The following is a 17,730-nucleotide window of genomic DNA, read 5'->3' on the forward strand; positions in this document are numbered from 1 at the left end:
AACGCCAACAGTAACCACAAATCCCCCGACACGTAAGAATCCCTGTCACTTATAGGTTACAGCTGTACTGATATTCGAAGGGGAAGAATACGGTATCGACCACCAGTGAGAACGGTGCGTCGATAAGCAAGAAAGGGATCAGCTTTCCTTTGGACGTGCCCACCAGCCACCAGTCAAAGCGCAGGCCAATATAGGGGCACCGATGCTTGTCGTAATCCATCCGCATCGCGGTGGCCATGCAGCTGCTTAAGCTGGCGACCAGAATCAGCAGAATCACTTTCTTTAGCACGTAATGTCCTTATTACTTCTTTTACTTCTTTCCTGAAAACCGCCGCCACTGGACAAAAAAACCACTCAATTGAGTGGCTTTTCTATCGCGATGAAACAACATCGGTCTGAGCCTTTCGAATACATCACCTACGCCGTTCAAGACTCTCAATAAATCGTTTGGCCCAAGGAGAAGCCTCACACACCTTGTTCGGATCGATAAGCCCCAACAGCTTGAAGGAGTGTTCTCCCTTGCTGCCAATCGTCCGAACCCGCTGGTTTTTGCCAACCATCACCCTGACGTTCCTGCAAATGCTGCCACGGTAACTACCGCGCACGACCATCAGGTTGCTGAGCATTCGTCCACCCTTCGCGCCAAACTGTGTTCAACGATGCAGCGCCCCCTCTACGTAGAGTTCCACCAGCGCGTTCCTCCAATCTCACCCCGCGTCCACAACTGCCCAAGCCTGTACTTCTCAAGCCAGGGTTTCAGTTTTTCGGCATCCAGCCGCGTCAGGGTCGTACCGGCTTCCGTTTTTTCGACCCTAGAACAGATTCCGGCTGATCGCTCATCGCATCTACCAGCACATCGGAGTGCGTAGTTACTATAGGTTGATTGGTCTTCCGCTTCGCAGCCCATCATAGAGAGAGCATTTGAGGATACCCACAAAAAACAGGTTTTCTGCGAGCATGAAAAAGCCCAACTGCTAAAGCTGGGCCAGATCAATGAAAATATGGTCGGGACGGAGTGATTCGAACACTCGACCCCTAGCACCCCATCTTCTTTTTCATACTTCTCGAAAGCTTTCAAAACTCTACTCTGGCTTTTACTAAGCTAGTATTTACTTGAGTTCCAGCGGTGTTCTGCTCCACGAGAGTCCAGTAACATCCATCGAGAGCCGACGGTTTTGTGGGGGAAAAGTAGGGGTAACTCATTTCCGACCAAAATCGCCATTAAAGAAGTCGAGTCACTGACGCTCAACGATGCCGGCCGCTCCCTCCGGGAGGATGGCAATCTGGCCGTCGAATCTCAGTTCGTAAGGACGATGTGTCACTCAGACTAATTCGTTGGCAGCCCAAGCTTCTCGAAAAACGCCTTATTGCGCTCCGTCGCAGACTTAATGACACCGTCAAACGACATGACCTCAACATAGGCGTGGAAACTACTCTTGTACCCAAAATACCCCAATCCGTCCGCGGCACGAGTCAAGTCATGCATCTTGCATCGCCTCTCCATCGAAGGCGTAAGATCGCAGATCACGTAGCAGAAGCCTGGGATCTCATTTCCTTTGGGAATAGGTCGCCCTGCGGCGGTTTGAGCGTTACCATCACGAATACGCTGCAGATAGCCAAGCGCCTGCTCAATCGGGTCTTTCTCCTCTCCCTCGCCAGCGTCATTTCGCATCGGACGTTTGATCTCTACAATCGTCAGAGCCGCCGGTGGCATCCTCTTGTTATCGGAAACCAATAATGGCTCATCAAAAACATTCAAAACACAAATATCAGGTTCTTTTGTGTCCGTTGAATGAGTAATCGGAAAGGACCGAAGTGACTTATCCGAGGCTAGAAAGTCGTGGAACGCCAAACGCTCATCGACTAACCAGAGATTGCAGCTATCCAGAAAAACATCATCCGACGTTTTACGCATTGGCATGATGAGCTCATGGATCAACTCCTCCTTGGCGTACTTGCCGTCTTCCCCACGCTCAAGCGCTTTCGCCAAAATGTCCAAAGTCACCTTGCGATGGAATACATAATTGGCTAAGTCCGACTTCTTGATGTCATCCGCTTTCTCAAGATAGCTTACGAGCCTTTCCTGGTACTGAGCAGTGGTTTCACCACTCCCGAAACTCATCACATCATGCCCCTCTGACAGTAAAGCATTCTCAATCTCGGAGAGCTGTTTGTGGAGCAGAAGGTCCAAATCTTTATCTGAAATGTCCGGGTCGACGCTGAGCTTCTCTTCATCAATTCGACGGAGAATTGGTCGATACCGTGGCGCACGTACAGACACAAACTTTTCGACTCGTTCGCGCCCAGTTTTACGGATCTCTTGCAGATAGCCTTCGAGGTAGCCGCTAGACGAAGCAATGACTGCCCTGCGGATGTCGCTCAAGCTGACTTCCGTTTCCGAAAAGAGATCGTCGCTCAACTCTTCGATATCAAAACCGATACGTTCGGGACGTACATTTTGATCAAGAAAGGGAGACGTTACATAACAGGCGTAGATAAAATCACCGTCGTCATCACGAATTTTCCCGTGCAAGCCAGGAACCTTACCGGAGAGCGTTTCCTCTTCAACCACGCGACTGGCAGCACACCAGGCAATGAAAGGCTGTTTCGCCGAACTGGCCTTGAGCTTAAGATGGGTAAGCTCAAATGTCTGCCCCTTGATTTCAATCTGTTCCTTTTTCGATGAGGTGAACAGGTATTGATCGAGCACCTCATCAAGGTCAATTTCTTCCTCACCATCCTTGATGTGGATTTTCGGCGCACCAGAATCACGAACGAAGTACCAAAGGCAATGTTCGAAAAGACTTGTGGCTATCTTCCTAGCTGTCTTGGCGGAATTTTCTCTATACGGTTTATTGAAACCTGAGAGATGGACGCAGGTCTGCAATGCAAAATCGGCTGGCTTCATGGTCGAAGGGAGGCTAGATACCCCTTGCGCCGCCGTGAATGCGAATGAACGGTGCTTGATAGCACCACTTTCATCTTTGTAATCACTGCTGATGTTGACCGCCTCGAACGCTTTCAACCAGAGCAGACGCCCTACACCCCGACAGCCTTGCTGAGCTTTGTATTCACTATCGAGCGTCTCAAACGAGGCCATGTTCTTGTCGTGAAAGCCCGCTCCGTTATCGGTGATCTTGAACCCCATGATAGGTTCTTGGGAAGGCGCACCCCGTTTCGCCTTACTTACGTCCAAGGCCAAAGTGGATTGAGGCACACGCACAATCTCGATCGTGATCCGTCCATACTCGGGATCGCTGCTGGTTTCGGCAATCGAGTGAATGGAATTCACGACAGCCTCGAACAACGGCATCAATCCATGACTGCGGGGTAGCGGCGTGTTACGTAGCCGCCCCGGCAAATATGTGTTTAGGCTCACCTGATCCCTTCCTCCCGATCCTTTGTCATTATCATGGCCCTGTTCATTCTGGTCATGTACGCCCTCGAGGAAATTAACGCATTCGCTCTGCGGTATGCCATTGCCGCTAAAGAAGAAAGCCCCTCAATTCGAACACCTTGATCCTATCGCATCATCGGGATATCTGCCTGGCTGAGAACTAGATGTTGGCGCTGGTGCGATATTGACCCAGGCTACCGGAGTTCATTGCCTCACCGACTGCTCAAAAATGATGAAACTCGCGGGTGATCTCGGAGATAGCATGTGGGTCAGTCAAAATCAGCAGCCTTATTCAAAATCGCACCAGCGCCAACGAAGTACTCTTTCAGTCCCCTTCCCGTCATTTCATCGTTTGAATAACGAGCTGCACAACACACAAGCGGCCCGCAAGAGCCAGACCGTTTACCACCGCCTCACTTCAATTTTGTAGAAATTGCTTTCTACTTGAATCCGGCGCTTGTCAGAAGTCGGAGCGTCCTGAATCTGACTCGCAAGACGGACGTAGTACTTACACCCGTTCGCGTTGCCAAACGCATTAATCGCTTGGGTGGCGCGCAAAAAATCTTCATAGCCTCTATCTTTATTAACCATGAGCGCATCGAAACCTGGCAGCGCTTGTGCGTCCGCAAGTCGTGAAACTGGCCAGGCTGGCTCGAACGTCAGATTATTTTCCTTGAGGTAGACCGTGAGGAACATCTCAGGCTTGCCGGTATCGGGGTTAGCCCAGCACGGAGGGAGATCTCCTCCCTTACCCCGGTTAATTTTGTTCTGTAGAAATTGCACCTGCCCTTTCAGATCGCTGTTCGTCTTCTGCAGTACAGTCGGATTCAGCCCCGCTTTCTCCGCTTCCGCGTATGCCTGCGAATCATGAAGCAGTTTATGAACCTGATCAGTCTTCGGATCGCCCTCGGTGTTCAGAGCATCCTTAATCATCTGCTCCGTAGCCTTCATGTCGGCGATACGCTTCACGATTTCGGTAGGCTTAACGTCTGCGTTTGGATCTGCGACCAGCTGCTTCAACTGGTCATAGGTCATGAGCGTTTCAAGTATCAAGCGTTTGGCTTCTTTGCCTTTGTCTTTACTCCCTGACTGTTCCAACGCTTTGTCGATCGCAGCAAGCGCCGACAACTCTTCGTCTTTCTGAGTGAGCAGTACCTTCAGGCGCTCTGACTCGTCCCGTGCTTTGGAAGCATCTGTCAGTTTTCGGATAAGCTCATCAGGGTTTTTCAAACCCATTTTTGAAAGCTTAGTCTTGAGCGCTGCGGTCGCTTCATTGATCGCCCTCTCACGCTCATCCAGGCTTTGGTAGTCAGCGACTTTTTGCTCCAACGATTTATTGGCATTGGTGAGCTTCCACACTTGCCAGCCGCTCAGAAGTAGCAAAATGAAAGCCAGCACCATCCAAATTTCAGTAATCGACAGGTTGAAGACCTGGTCGTTCTTCTGACTCATCAGGCAGGTCTCACATCTGAGGACATCCGATCAGATGGAAGCAAGGCCACAGAACTGGCCTCGGATGCGATGAGAGGCTCATTAACCGCGGGCTGGCGAATCTCGATTTGATTCACGTGATCGATCTTGCGAACGAGCTCATCAAGGTGCGCATGGGCGGTGTCTATAGCACTGTTCCTCTGAATGACCTGACTGGCCAAATCTTTGTGCGTTTCGTTGCTTTCGTTGATGGCCTGAATGAAAGGCATCAGGGTCGACTTGATCGACTCAGAAAGGGCTTCGTTGGCCCGGAAACTCGCCTCGCCTGCAGCTCTGAACGCTTCGCCCATTTCCTGGCTTAGGACTGCGACAGAATCGTCCCGCTCAAGTCTTGTGTGAAGCCCGTCAAGCTTCTCGACGATCTGTGCAATGACTGCGCGGTTTTCTTTAAGCTCTTGCTCGAAGTCATTTTGATAGTCGTCTAGGGTGTCCAAAAACTCTTTCTGAACCCGCTCGATTCCGCCCACTAGGCTGGCGCCCTGGCTGTTCATAGCGTCCATGAGACGCTGCTGACTTTCAACAATAGAACCCACAGCCGTGAGTGTTTCTTCAAGAGTCTGGGTTTTGGTGTTCAAACCACGAATCGCAGTGCCCACAGCCTTAGCAGCAGATTTAATGTCTTCTGCCAGGGTCGTGATACCCGTGTTGACCCCATCTGTTGTCTCAGCCAAAACGGCAATGGAAGGATTGAGCTTGTTGGCGAACAGATTCTCTGGGAACAGCGTGTGATCCAGGCGTGCCTCTGCTTTCTTCCCGAAATCCAATGCATGCGCTTCCATACGCTCGAGGGTTTTCTCGCTCTTCTCGGAAAGACCATTGATGGTCGACAGCAAGTTGTCGCTGGCGGCCCTGGCGTCCTTGAGCATGGCATCGAACGCTTCATTACTTCGCTGAGTGGCATTGGTGAAGTACGCATCCATGGCACCCATGCTGTGCTTGGAAAGCGCCTCAATCTGATCCTTGGCACCGGTGACGGTTTCTTTGGTCGTGGCAACCACTTCATCTCGGAACACCGTCAACTTCTGGAAGGTGTCATCAAACATCAGGGTGAGATTTTCAGCCGCTGTGATCGCGCGCTCTTCGACGCTTGAGATGGCGTCCTCCTGGTCGTGCTTAAAACCGACGTGAAGGGTGCGGGCGACCATGCCAATCGCAGTGCTCACCATCGCAGCAGCGAAGCGCATCGCCATGTTGCTGAGGTCTTCACCGATACTCTGGATGTCGAACAGACAGATGATGATACTGCCCACGGTGAACAGAAAGCCGAGGTAATAAACAGAGTCAGCAAACTTGGCCAAGGTAAGCTTCACGTCATACAGTTTTCGCACGCGATAACCCACCAGCCAATAAGCCAGCATGATGGTCAACGGAACCCAGAAGCCAAACCACTTAGGGTCGTTAATGTAGAGGCTGATCCCGGCGCAAAAAATCTTCAGAATGAGCGCGAAAACAAACCAGTATTGTACTCGGTGCAGTGGCTTTACAGCGCTCATTTACAGCCCCTCCATGGGGTTTACTCGGTCCAGTGACGCACCATTGGCAGAAAAGTACTGCGCCCAAAATTCCGCGCGCTTGTTGTAGGGAGTAACCGAAGACTCCGCGGCCAACATATTGATGGTGACAGAGACATCCATCAGCGCAGGCGCTACCGCCTCTTGGCCGTAGGCGCTTTTTGCAAAATCTTTGTAGGAGAGCTGAGCATTTTTGTACATGCTGAACCGAGGCATGTTCGCGGCCATGTCCGAATAGATGATCAGATGCTTCTCACCCTGGGCATTCAGATGGTTGAATCCGTGGAGGCTGGCTAGCTGAAGCATCTCGAAAATGGGAGAGGTTTTCGCTCGCACATCCAAAGGAATCTTGCGTACGACCGCATCGAGAGGCTTGGCAAATTTCTCGTTGAAATCCTTGTCCACGAATTTCTGGGTATTCGTGAACTTGTTTTTGTCTCCCCACTGCCCTGGGTTACACATAACGAATACAGGATCGCTGTTGTGCTGGTAATCCTCCCCCAACAGGAACACCGTCACCAGGGTACCTTCCGGAACCTCGTTCAGAATCATGTTTTGAAGCCGCTTGGCCAAAGCCGCTTTCTGCGTAAAGGGAAAGGGAGACGTATTGTCGATCAACACGACGTATTCACCCTTCGCACCACTGCTTGGGCAAAGCGTTACCTTGTCAATTTTATCTTGGTTGAAAGACCAGTAGATTCCGTAGACAACACCAACCACCAGGGCAAGCGTCAGCAAAATCCAGAGAATGGCTACCGTAGCCGATTTTTGTTTTCGTTTTTTGTACAGCGACATGGGACGCCCTTAAATCTGGCTTTCAATGGGTTTGAGCTGGTCAAATTTCTGCGTGAACGACGACTGAACCTTTGCCCGGGTTGGCTGCTCAATGGCGAGCATTTCGCTCAACATCTGCTCCTGAACCCTCAAGCGGTCCTCGTCACGCTCTGTGCTAAAATCTGGAAAACCCTGTTCTTCCAGCACGACGTCATCGTTGAAATAGTCAGGACGAGGTTTATCAGCCGGTCGAACCATTTGGTTCTCATACCGATATGCCTGCGTCAGGGCCAATATGGTGTTGTCAGCCAATACGAGGTGCTCCGTCACCTTTTTCTCGGCGACAGACTTCTCATTCATGTTGGATTTGAAGCGTTTGATGGCCTGCTTGGCTTTTTTAACGTTCTCGTCGATTTGCGCGAGCGTCGTCTGTTTTTCCAGTTCTAGCTCCTCACGCAGGCGGTCGATAACCTCGACCATGCTCTGATAAGAATCAACGTACGCCCCATAGACCTTCGAATACCCCGGGTAGCGATCTTGCCAGGCGTATCCATGGTGCAATGCGAGCAAGCCAAAAATGACAGTCACAACAAACAGACCAATGCTTTCAAAGTCGCTGAAAGGCGACACCAACGAACTGGCGCTTTCCCAAACCAGTTGCAGCTGATTGGCAGTTTCGTCATCAATCTGAGGCATCACATGGCGGCAGTAAGCCACGAAGCAACCAACCAAAAGTGTCCAAGTAACACCGAATAATCCGCAAACCCATCCGAGGGTTTTGCGACCGCTGTTCACATGGTTTTTGTTAGTAAAGAGACGACCAACGAAAAAGCATCCAACGATGTTAGCGACCGCTAACAGCCCTGCCAGCATCAGACCGGCTAGCAGTCCGCCCTGCATTCCTCCTGCGAAGAAGATCGAGTTCGCGAATGCTTCCAGCGCGCAACACAACACGAGCACGCCAACCTTTGTCGCATGATCGGTCCAGCCTGCCAGCTTCGCAGGTGTGTCAGGCAGCTTGTTCTCAGATCTGAAGCGATCGAGGATTTCCTTTTGGGCCCGAGTCGTACGCGCTTCATCCTGAAGTTCAGCGTCTGCCTGGGAGAGAATAGAGTCGGCTTTTCGTACGAACTCCTCACCGAGTTGCACGGTATGGTTCGTCTCTTGAGTCAGGTCGATGCTGTCCAGACGGGCTTGGATTTGCTTGAGCCAACGCTCGCCGCTTTTGAAAGTGGCTGCGCGAAGCTTCCCCACGGTACCCATAATCTGGAGTTCAGTTTCCGTCAGACGAGTATCTCTAGCATCAGGGATACCCGACGCACCATGAGCACGAGCGTTCTCCAGGACTCTGAGGTCAGCTTTGATCTTTTCAGGATCAATTTTAGGAAAGCTTCCTTCTTCGTCGGTCTCGACCCTTTCCCCAAACAAAAATGCCTTAAGCGCCGCCAACAGCTTCCTTAGAAACGACATCACTAACATCCATAAGTCTTTGTTTTAAATGGCTCACTAACTCGAAACGCAACAGCTTCCTGCTTCACGGAGCCAAAAACTGGAGTGATGGAATTATCTGTATAGCCGACTTGGTTGACGGGCGACACGCGACCATGGGCGAATGGCCATCAAATGTAACGGGATGATGACGCTCGTCGGGATTCTTAGCAAGATGTGCATTGCGTAGTTCGACAGTAGGAGTGGTGAACTGCAATTCAGAGACTGGATGCTGGAGATGGAGCTCCTTCACATGTTGGTGCTGACACGTTTTCCACCCTGGCTACCGGAATTCATTGACCACCCTCCACCCAAAAAGTGATGACATTGCGGGCGATTTTAGAGACAGCATGCGAACCACCCAAAATAAGGAGCCGGGTCATAATCGCAGCAGTGTCAGCAAGCAGTCATTGACCAACGTAAAATACGCGCTATATTGTGCCAGTAACGAAAACAAACCACTACATGATGTGTTTTTTGTAGAAATCGACTTAACGATTATATGTAAAAAACCCGCACTCGTAGGAGATTTACGATGACCGATCGACGCCCTATCAACAAAGATGTAAACGTTCCGAAGCCCGGCGGCGGCCAACAGCCTCGCTCTCGAAATCAAGACGGTCAAATTCGAGACAAACGGAGTGACGCCGGTAAGCCTCGGAGCAAATAAATGCATGCTGAACTGCGTCGCCTGGTATCCATGAAGTTACTTGGCGATGCAATGCCATGAAACCACGTCAATGTGACTTGGATTGAACCTTCCCGTTCACCAAGGTCACCATCATGTATACGTAAAGCTCCGTCCCCCACGTATAGACCTGCACGTTGCCGCCGCTGGCGGCCTCCTTACCGGGAATCTTGACGATGTCCAGCACCTGCTCGTAGGTCATACCAGGCTTAATTGCAGCGTATTGTTGATCACTGATATTGGGACGCTGGGCTCTTATCGTTTCAAGATCGGGAAAGCCAGATTGATAGTTGACGTTATTGCCATTGCCAGAAATAACCGGACTGTTGTTACCGCTGGAGCTGTGCGAAACCGCCGGGGTGGGTAGGACAAGCGCCGCCACTGATGCCACAGCTCCCAATATGCCTGTGTACAAGCCAATTTGTTTCATGTATGCCATGTCATTCTCGGAATCTTGGATAATTCAGTTATACGGTCACGGCGAAGCGGTGAGCATCAAGGGCGGCAACAGCCGAGAATCCAACGCCCTTCTTGAAGCCCATGTTATGGACGAAATTCTTCATCGCATCAGACGGGTCGATGGTTTCGAGGTTAAGTCCGTCAACAGTTGGCCTAGAGAACGCAACACTCAAAATTGGTTGTTCCTCCATATGACCTGTCGAGCTGTTGAGCACATTGTCAAGAGCGGTGACGATGACTAGGTCATCCGGCAGAATTGCCAACAACTCTCGACCTACTCGCAGCGCGCAGCTGCACACATAGTCCTGATGAAGTTCGTTGAACCGCCCAGTAGGCATAGCTTTGGTCGAGAGCTTGCCGCTTTTGAGTAGAGATTTGATTTCGGTCGGAATCACGTCAGAGCCATGGATAGCGACTTTGGCTTCTAAGACACCACCTTCATGAACAATCATCTGAATAGCTGAGCCGAGGTGTGATATTTCTGCAAACGACTCGAAAGCCTCGATGGCATCTAGCTTGGCCTGACGATCACCATCAAGGATACGGATCGCAATGTCCCTCTCCTCTGCCCACTCGGTATGGGCAGTTTTCCATTCATCAAACTGAGCCTGATATTGCCTTTCATCTTCCGCCTGTGCGGTGCCAATCTTGGCGATCAGAGCTGCGCGCTGACGAGCCTCTAGCTTGAAGAGCCGAGCCCAGAAATTGGGGCGATATGTAGCAGCCGCGTACGTGGCCTCTTGCTCAAGTGTGCCGCTCTTAAGGGGCTGTCTAGGTTCGGGGTTGGAGAGAAGCCGCTTCCATTTCACAGGCTCGGCACACTCCTTGTGCATCGAAAGGAGGATATCTACGTGATTTTCGTACACCTCAACTTCATACGCCGCTTGTTCCAGCGCTTCCATCTTTGCGTACTCTTTCTGTCGCTTTTCAAGCTCACGCTGACGGCGATGAGCGTTGCGCTCTGATCGCCGCGCAGACGCTTGCAGCGAACGTACAGTCCCTTTCCAACCCATCACGACTCTCCATACCGTTCATATGATGGCACATTAACATAACTCGTGGCGTTGCCTGAATCACCTGAGCATTTGGAACCGAAATGTCAGTTAACCCAGAAAGAACGCATTTGTACTCCACGCTTCCCAGAGCAAAGACACGGCCAGTTATCCAGAAGTAAGGGGACCTTCATGACAACCTTCACAGCCCCCTTGTTTCTCGTTTACTCCGTCGTTTGACGTATGGCCTTCTCAATTCGCTGACGTCCCGCATGAGCAAGCTTGCTTACTCCAACTTCCTTCGCGACCGCGTATATCAAGGATTCCCCTTCGTGTCCCCGCTGCACCATCTCATCAACCAAAGCACGTAGTTCTGGCAGGCAGATTTCAGATAGTCCTCTCGTGGTGTCTTCGTCGCCGGGCTTACGGAAGACGACACTGGCGTCCGACTCGATATGAGTAGGCCAGAAAAAGACTCCTGTCTGCTCCTCTTCATGTGAGCGAAATCGCGCCCGGGCAATTTGGTCAACGCGATCACGTATCCGTGAGCCGGTTCGTACCCAGCCATGAGCACGGGCAATGCGCCTTGCAAGCGCCGTGTCCAGAACCGGTCCCTCTTCCGCCACGACATGAGCAATCATCTGCTCCAACGTTTCCGTGTAACTCGCCTCAAAGAACTGATCTGGATCGACCAACCCTACCGCCTGACGAGGGTCGGATTCTTTATAAATCAAATATTCAAGGGGACGAGCAAAAGCCAGGACATCCTCGTCTGGCTTGATAGATGCAGCCTTGGCGTACTTAAAATCAGGGAGTGCACCTGAGGGATCATTGGATTCGCCCGCACTATCCACTGTGGCGACCACAGCAACCTGACTTACTACCTCAATGACCTCAGCCATCGCTGCGTCGATTTTCAGTCGCTCTGCCTCTTGAGCGGCATCGATGACAGCCTGCTTGGCTCGGGATTCAGCAAGGAGTTCGTTCAGACGTAGATGTACCTTTTCGGCAGTTCCAATTGCATCAACCCACCAGTCTGTCGACCATATCCTAACGATCTCCCAACCAAGTCCACGCAGTACAAACTCACGGAGCTTGTCACGATCACGAGCGGTCGCACTGCGGTGATAGGTAGCACCGTCGCATTCAATCCCGGCAAGGTACCGTCCAGGTGTGTCAGGGTGAACAACCCCAAGGTCTATTCGAAAGGAGGAAACGCCAATCTGGGTAAATATCTGCCATCCCTTTTTAGCCAAGGCCGCTGCAACTGCCTCTTCGAATGGGCTGTCAAAACTACCCACGCTACCAAAGTCAGCCTCTGCGAGAGCCCGTGGGCCACGCTCTGCAAACTCCAAGAAGTGCTTTAGATCTCGAACCCCGATCGCTTGCGTACGAGCTAGATCAATATGCTCTGGGCGCAAGGTCGAAAACACCACAAGCTCCTGGCGAGCACGGGTTATTGCCACGTTCAGTCGACGCTCACCACCAGGGCGGTTCATCGGACCGAAGTTCATGGACAGCACACCGGCAGCGTCTTTTCCATAGGTGGTCGAGAAATAGATGATGTCTCGCTCATCGCCTTGAACGCTCTCAAGGTTCTTGACGAACACAGGCTCCAGCTCGGACTCAGCGAAATACGAATCGAGTGATGGGTCTTTCCGGCAAGCCTCATCCAGCATGTCCATGATGAGCTTCTGTTGCTCGCCGTTAAAGGTTACGACCCCCACGGTCCGCCTGCTTTCGCGGAAGGCCGGAGACTGGAGGCGAGCAACCAAATCAGCAACTAAATATCTTGCTTCAATTAAGTTTGTTCGCGACCCGCCCTTGTCATATATACCCGGGACAGGGCATAACCGTACTGCTTTGTCGGCCGTAAACGGTGATGGGAAGGTCACCAGCTTCGACTGGTAGTATCGCTGGTTCGAGAAAGCGATCAGACTCTCGTGGCGGCTACGGTAGTGCCAGCTCAGGTTACGCATCGGCAGGTTGGCACTGATGCACTCGTCCAGAATACTCTCGAGATCAGCCTCTACATCCTCATCTTCAGCGGTCGACTCAGCTCGGTTAAAAAACGAAGTTGGAGGGAGCTGTTTGGGGTCGCCCACCATCACCACCTGCTTCCCTCGAGCCATGGCGCCGATGGCATCCCAGACAGGTATTTGAGATGCCTCATCGAAGATAACGAGATCGAACGGTGTTGAAGCAGGCGGCAGATACTGAGCAATGGAGAGAGGGCTCATGAGCAAGCATGGAGTCAGCTTGGTTAGCGCTTCTGGCGCACGACTCATCAACTCCCGCAATGGAATGTGCTTGGTCTTCTTGCCCATCTCATGGCGCAGGACGCCCCATTCCGAAGAACGACTTACGCTATCCTGGCTTGGTAGGTCGGAACACAGCCGAGCTCGGAGCCAGTCTTTGGTCAACTCGGTGAACTTGTCATCCAAAGCTCGGAAATCACGAATGCGCTGTTCATGCTCCACGCTGACGAACGTCCGGATCACCTCTTCGTTGTCGACCGTCGTATTCAGCCACCAGCGGGCATAATTTACTTCCAATACACGCCGGACTTTTCCAGAGGTGATGGCTCCTGCTTCCATCGCTTGAACAATTGGCGCCAGACCGACAGCGTAGGCTTCATCGCGAACCTTCCGCCAAGCGCACCATGCCTTGAGGCGCGATTCAGACGAGACGACAGTTTCGCAGTTTGTCTTGATATCACTTAGCGCCAGGTGAGCAGTTTCGGTGACGCCCATTTCGGTGAAATGACCGACAGCCGTCAGGTGCGCCGCTCGCGCCTGTAGCAACTCAAGCCTTTCTCGAAGAGCAACACCGGCATTGGCTATAGCAGCCTCCGGTTCAAGTAGTGCGTTACCATCCCCCAGCAAAGTTTGAAGCGGTGCTTTGTAGGCCGCGACTTGCTCAGGATTGAGTGCTAGCTTCGCCACCGCGGCAGTTATTTCCCCCTGAAACGCTACCGCCCTACGCACGACGTCAACCTTCGTTTTCAAGTCATTCCAGACGGGAACGATTTCTCGTAGATCGGCCAGATCCACCAACTCTCGCTCAACTGCTGCTCTTTTCTTGAGCAACTCAAAATCAGCTTTTAACGACGAGCCACAACGCCCCTCCTCTACATGAGGATAGTCGTCGACAAGCCGACCGCGCTCTTCTATGCCTCGTCGTTCCGCCTGGAAGCGCAGAGCTGAAGTCAGCACGTCAATATCCGTGGTCAAACCGCTCCAGAGAGAGCTAGTTGCTGAGCTGAGATCAGCCAGCTCATCTAACCCAACATCGAGACGAGTCAGCGCACGCAGCCGGCGGAGTTCCTCCTTAAGCTCATCGCCTAGCTGGCCCTGCTCAACCAACTGCAAGCCGTCATCGATCCAGGCAGAATTACTTTTCTGAAGCCGCATAGCCTCTTGCAGCTTGATCGCTGTCGCGAGATGCGTTGCTTCGGATTTAGCGCCTTGCCAAACAGCAACACACTCATGACCTGGCTCCAGCTCATCGATTGCTCGACGCACCGACCGAATCTCTACCCAAGTAGCGAGATCCTTGCCATTGTCGACTTCACCTGTTGACGTCTGCGTCGGAGCCAATAGCCCAGCGATTCGGCGCTTTCCAAACCAAGACTTAGGCCAGAAAGACTCCTCCGCGTCTTTCCACTCGCGCAGCAGGAGATCGATATCAAGTCCTTCAATCGCGTCACCGTAGGACGCCGTTAGCTGGTGCTTGAGGTCGTCTATCTGACACAGCAATGTGACAGCTTGCCCGATAACGTCAGTGACACTTTCTGGCCAAGCTGGGCCTAGATCAACGAAAATAGCGCGGCGTTGCTGCAGCAGATCAATGCCTTGTTTAGCTTCAGCAATTATACGAGAGGGCCAGAGAGCTGAGAGCCCGGAGTTAGTGTCCCGGTGCTCTTCGACCCAAGTACAACCCTCACTCAGACGCTGAGAAATCGAGCGTGCATCGGGTCGCAGTGCGAAACACCAATCCTGCCCAGCGGCAGCAGGAAGTGCTCGAGAAAGGATCGATAGCCCCTCAAGCGCTGTTGGGGTGTACTCCGTAACAGGAAGCCCGGACAGCTCAACAAAGCGATCAGCAGCTCGCTGAACCTCAAGCACAGCGGGAAGCACGTCACGAGCAGCCTGCACGAATTGTTGCTGCCAATGAGGCGACCACTCTGCTTGGCCTACTGCGGACAAAGCGTTGTTTGCCAACTGACTGTAACCCACAGCCTGGGCGTTCACTTCAAGGCGATCGCCCAGCTCTCGAAGCTCAAGCATGGCCTTCTGATCATGCGTGCCCGGAGATGGCCAACCAAGTGGAGCTACTGTCTCATCAACACCTGATGTCACCGTCCCGATGGCATCGTAGATGGAGTAGCCGTTGCGGTGCCGGCGATGCAAACGCTCGACATAAATATTGAGGCTGTCACGCAGGGAAGCGAGCCGCTGCGCTTCCACCTCCCATGCGGCAGCGTCTACCTGCCCTTTCGCTTCCCAAGCCGACTGCAACTGAGCAAGGACATCCGTTTTTCGAGCTTTGCTGGAGTGAAGTTCAAGGCAGAACTCGCCCAGACCGATTTCACGCAAGCGCCGGTACACGACATCCAGGGCGGCAATTTTCTCAGACACAAACAGCACCCGACGTCCTTGAGCGATCGACTGGGCAATCATGTTGGAAATCGTTTGGCTTTTACCCGTGCCAGGTGGGCCGATGAGAACGAAGTCTTTGCCCTTGGCTGCTGCCATCACAGCCGCAAGCTGAGATGAATCAGATGGCAGTGGGCAAAACACATCAGTCGGGCCGTAATCACGGTCTAGCGACTCAGCTTCCGGAAACGGGGTATCGGAGATGAACGAATCGCGTGGCGTATCCAGAAGATGCTGAACTACAGGACTCTGTCGAAGGTGCCCCGCATTCTCGGCAAGATCCTTCCACATTAGATACTTAGCAAACGAGAACATCGAGAGCACAACGTCCTCGTTAAGCTCCCAGCCAACGATGTCCTTAATCGCATGACCAACCTTGTTCCAAATGCCTGTTATATCCAGACCGGACTCGTCCCGAGGCAGCTCCTGCTCCAGCGAACCCAAGCCCAACTCAAAGTCTTGGCGCAGCATCTCGATCAAAGTCGGGTTAAAACGAGGTTCGTCATCGTGCAGCACCATCGTGAATCCGGAGCGGGCGCTCTTGCGTTCCAACGTAACCGGTACCAACACTAGCGGCGCTTTATATTTCTGGCCGGCTCTATCCTCACGCGTCCAGCTAAGAAAACCGATGGCCAGGAACAGAGTGTTGGAACCACCTTCCTGCAAAGCAGTACGAGCGCTTCGATACAACTCAGTTAGGCGGGCATCCATTTCGACGGACGTCAGAGCAACGAATATTTCCCTACGCTTGAGAGCATCTTCAGCATGACGACGACGAACATCCTCTCGCTCACGTTGCTCGTAGAGTGCACGTTCCCGTGGATCTGCTCCATCCATCAGGTCAGGCCTGGTAAGCAGCTTCAGTACCTGTCCACTTGCTAGAATGTCCTCAAGCGCACCTGGATCAGGAGACTCAAGCTTCAGCGCTCGCTTACCCATTTTGAAATTGAGTAAGTTATTTCGAAGTGACAGATCCAAAAGCTTACGCTGCCATCGGCCGAGGCGATCTGCTGGGTCGAGCTTGGAGAGATCCTCAACCTGCACAATGTTGTCATCGGCGATGCCGAGCCCTTCCTCCACCAGAAGCAGTGGAGATTCGTCAGACTCAGCAACGACAGCACGCGCGATCTGAGCCTCTGAGCTGGCGAGTGGCTTGATACGTTGCATACGGGCACGACGGATATCCAGCAGCATCTCGAAAGCATTTTCAGCGTCCTCGGCTACCTGTTTTGTACCCATCTCTACCGCATAAGAGAATGACGGTATTGAGTTGTGGGTAATGAAGGTCGTCTCGAACAACACGAGTTCCTGAAGCTTCACACGCTTACGTACTGCTGTGGCATCGTCCACCAGGGCAGTCGTAAACTCTTCTGGCTTAAGCCACAAACCAGCAAAAGCATGACCATGGGTAAATACGATCACAGGGTTAAGACCGATCTGCTCCAATGCCGCGCAGAAAAGCAGCGTCAGGTCGAGACAAGTAGCCAACCCGGAGTCAGCAATCTGACTGGGGCTTCGAATTTTCTGTCCTGATTGTTCAAAGCTAGCCGGTGGCAATGCATAGTCGAGCTTCATGCGCGCCACCGCGCCCCACACTGCCGACGCCAACTGCCACGCTCTTTTTGCCCCCCCCTCATATCCATTAAGTGCGGATGGCTTATCGCTAAGACGTAGCAACTCGGCCGCCTGTTTAAGCAATCGCTCAACCGCCGCATCATTCGGCTGAACAAAAGCCGCAGTCATATCTGGTATATGCCGCAATCCGCCCCACTGGTTTCTGGGCAAAAGGTCTACGACTTGTTCAAACCGAGCAACCTCCTTGCGACCACTCCCCGCCTCCTTATCATCGGTCTCAAGAAGGAAGGTAAAAGTCGACATCTCCGCTTCTGTCAGACGATTCAACAACGGGCCATCCAATACAAGATCAAGCCCAGGTATGACTCGGAAGCTATCAGCAGCAATCTCGTCAATCCGCCAGATCTTGGACTTAAATACCTCGGGCACCGAGCTAAGGGTAAGGGTTGCATTGACAAAACGATCACTCGTTTCATTCGAGATGCGCAACTCGCGTATTACAGGAATGGCGTTCTGGAAATCTGCAAGATTCAGCTTCGCCACCAAGGTGGCAAGGATCTTTACTTCCTTAGGCTGGGCTTCTTCTTGGGGCGTGAGGGACTGAACGATCTCATCCATGCGCAACCATCCTTGTCTTTATGCCCAAGGGAGTGCCGGGATTGGCCGGCCAGGGGGCCCCTCTTGAACTGATAGCAGG

Annotated in this window: 10 protein-coding genes; all 10 read right to left on the reverse strand. The window is 52.3% G+C overall.

The window, feature by feature from the left end; translation table 11 throughout:
• Positions 1 to 49: 49 nt before the first annotated feature.
• A complete protein-coding gene (locus AO356_RS00825) occupies positions 50 to 289 on the reverse strand; it encodes a YceK/YidQ family lipoprotein (protein WP_060738166.1) in 240 nt (79 codons plus the stop codon).
• A 124-nt stretch (positions 290 to 413) separates the two neighbouring features.
• The gene (locus AO356_RS32685) at positions 414 to 626 is read right to left on the reverse strand and encodes a hypothetical protein (protein WP_203225773.1); all 213 of its coding nucleotides are present in this window, start codon (positions 624 to 626) and stop codon (positions 414 to 416) included.
• Positions 627 to 1,327: 701 nt separating this feature from the next.
• Positions 1,328 to 3,292 (reverse strand): ATP-binding protein, encoded by a 1,965-nt coding sequence (locus tag AO356_RS00830; RefSeq protein WP_237140795.1) that lies wholly within the window; start codon positions 3,290 to 3,292, stop codon positions 1,328 to 1,330.
• A gap of 507 nt (positions 3,293 to 3,799) precedes the next feature.
• Positions 3,800 to 4,849 (reverse strand): hypothetical protein, encoded by a 1,050-nt coding sequence (locus AO356_RS00835; RefSeq protein WP_060738168.1) that lies wholly within the window; start codon positions 4,847 to 4,849, stop codon positions 3,800 to 3,802.
• Positions 4,849 to 6,381: a methyl-accepting chemotaxis protein gene (locus AO356_RS00840; protein WP_060738169.1), complete on the reverse strand. Its 1,533-nt coding sequence runs from the start codon at positions 6,379 to 6,381 to the stop codon at positions 4,849 to 4,851. The genes AO356_RS00835 and AO356_RS00840 overlap by 1 nt, the downstream gene beginning before the upstream one ends.
• Positions 6,382 to 7,194 (reverse strand): hypothetical protein, encoded by an 813-nt coding sequence (locus tag AO356_RS00845; protein WP_060738170.1) that lies wholly within the window; start codon positions 7,192 to 7,194, stop codon positions 6,382 to 6,384.
• A 9-nt stretch (positions 7,195 to 7,203) separates the two neighbouring features.
• Complete coding sequence (locus AO356_RS00850) at positions 7,204 to 8,643, reverse strand: hypothetical protein (RefSeq protein ID WP_060738171.1); 1,440 nt, start codon at positions 8,641 to 8,643, stop codon at positions 7,204 to 7,206.
• A 755-nt stretch (positions 8,644 to 9,398) separates the two neighbouring features.
• Complete coding sequence (locus tag AO356_RS00855) at positions 9,399 to 9,779, reverse strand: hypothetical protein (protein WP_060738172.1); 381 nt, start codon at positions 9,777 to 9,779, stop codon at positions 9,399 to 9,401.
• Positions 9,780 to 9,816: 37 nt separating this feature from the next.
• Positions 9,817 to 10,710 (reverse strand): hypothetical protein, encoded by an 894-nt coding sequence (locus AO356_RS00860; protein WP_310650586.1) that lies wholly within the window; start codon positions 10,708 to 10,710, stop codon positions 9,817 to 9,819.
• Positions 10,711 to 11,024: 314 nt separating this feature from the next.
• The gene (locus tag AO356_RS00865) at positions 11,025 to 17,651 is read right to left on the reverse strand and encodes a DUF3320 domain-containing protein (protein WP_060738174.1); all 6,627 of its coding nucleotides are present in this window, start codon (positions 17,649 to 17,651) and stop codon (positions 11,025 to 11,027) included.
• Positions 17,652 to 17,730: the final 79 nt, after the last annotated feature.

This window comes from Pseudomonas fluorescens, from assembly GCF_001307275.1.
GTDB lineage: Bacteria > Pseudomonadota > Gammaproteobacteria > Pseudomonadales > Pseudomonadaceae > Aquipseudomonas > Aquipseudomonas fluorescens_AA.